Raw genomic sequence first — 1184 nt, 5'->3', positions numbered from 1 at the left:
CGACCCCGGCGTTGCGCACGCCGGCGCCGGCCTCGGCATGCGCCTCGGCGGTGAAGCGCGGGCCGAGGCCGCGCCGCCAGCTGGCGCTGCCGACGGTGTCGCCGGCATAGGCGAAATCGGCGACGCCGTACGCCTCGCGCACCCGGCCCAGCGCCAGCGACCAGTCGGTCAGGCCGCTGGCCAGCAGATCCTGGGTCGCATAGAACGGAAAGGCCAGCGAGCGGGTGCGGCCGTAGGCGTCGGTGATCACTACCTGGGCATTGCCGGCGCCGTCCACGCCCGGCGCGGCGGACAGCTGGAACGGCCCGGCCGGCAGCTGCGCGCCGTACTGGCGGATGCCGTTGACGTACAGGTCCACGCTGGACGGCACCGCCACTTCGCCGAGGAATTCCGGCAACGGGGTGATCGCGCGATACGGCTGCAGGCCGAAGTCGCTGCCCACCCGCACACCGCCCAGGCGCACGGTGCGGCTCCAACTGGTGCTGCTGCTGAAGGTGTCGCCCAGCACCACGCTGGTCATGCGCTCGGGCAGCGACCACTGCCATTGCGTGTCCAGGCGGATCGTCTGGGCACGCCAGTCCTGCTGCGGCTCGCGGTACACGCGGCCGACGAAGGACTGCCGCAGCAGGCCCTGGCCCAGACCGAACACGCGCAGCTCGCCACTGGCGGTGAGATTGCTGGCGCCGCCCTGGCGGCTGGCGTAGAGGTCGTAGTCGAGCAGGGCGCCGGGTGAACTGGTCGCCGGCAGCGACGGCACGCCGCCGCGCGCGTCGATGCGGGTGGTGGCGACGTCCAGCAGCGCCACCGGCGCGTCGATCGTCACCTGTTGCAGGCTGGCGTCGTAGCGGAAGCGCACGCCGTCCAGGTCGCCCAGGGCGATCGCCGCGCTGGCGTCGCTGCCGTCCACGCGCAGGCCGAGCTGGCGCAGGGTGGCGGCGCTGGCGCGCAGTTGCTCGCCGTCGCGCTGGAACTGGAACAGGCCGGGCTGGCGGGTCTGGTTCAGGGTGACCTCCAGGTACAGGGTCTCCTGCGCCGGAGCGGTCGCCTCGGGCCGGGGCGGGGGCTGCGGCTGGGCGACAGCGAGCGCGGCGCTGCCGGCCCACAGCGCCAGCAGCAGTTCAGGGCGCCGCGGTGTCCACGACCAGCGACTGCGCGCGCGGCTCGCCATTGATCCTTGCCTCGAA

The 1184-nt window shown here is 73.6% G+C and carries 1 protein-coding gene; it reads right to left on the bottom strand.

What is annotated here, in order from left to right; genetic code table 11:
• Positions 1-1168: fimbria/pilus outer membrane usher protein (locus tag D588_RS25465; protein WP_017917104.1), on the bottom strand; the 1168-nt coding region annotated here is incomplete at its 3' end.
• Positions 1169-1184 lie beyond the last annotated feature (16 nt).

The sequence above is a fragment of the Xanthomonas sp. SHU 308 genome, from assembly GCF_000364645.1.
In the GTDB taxonomy this organism is placed as follows: domain Bacteria; phylum Pseudomonadota; class Gammaproteobacteria; order Xanthomonadales; family Xanthomonadaceae; genus Xanthomonas_A; species Xanthomonas_A sontii.
Note: the sequence above shows the minus strand (reverse complement) of the source record. Positions and strands in the feature narration are given on the sequence as shown.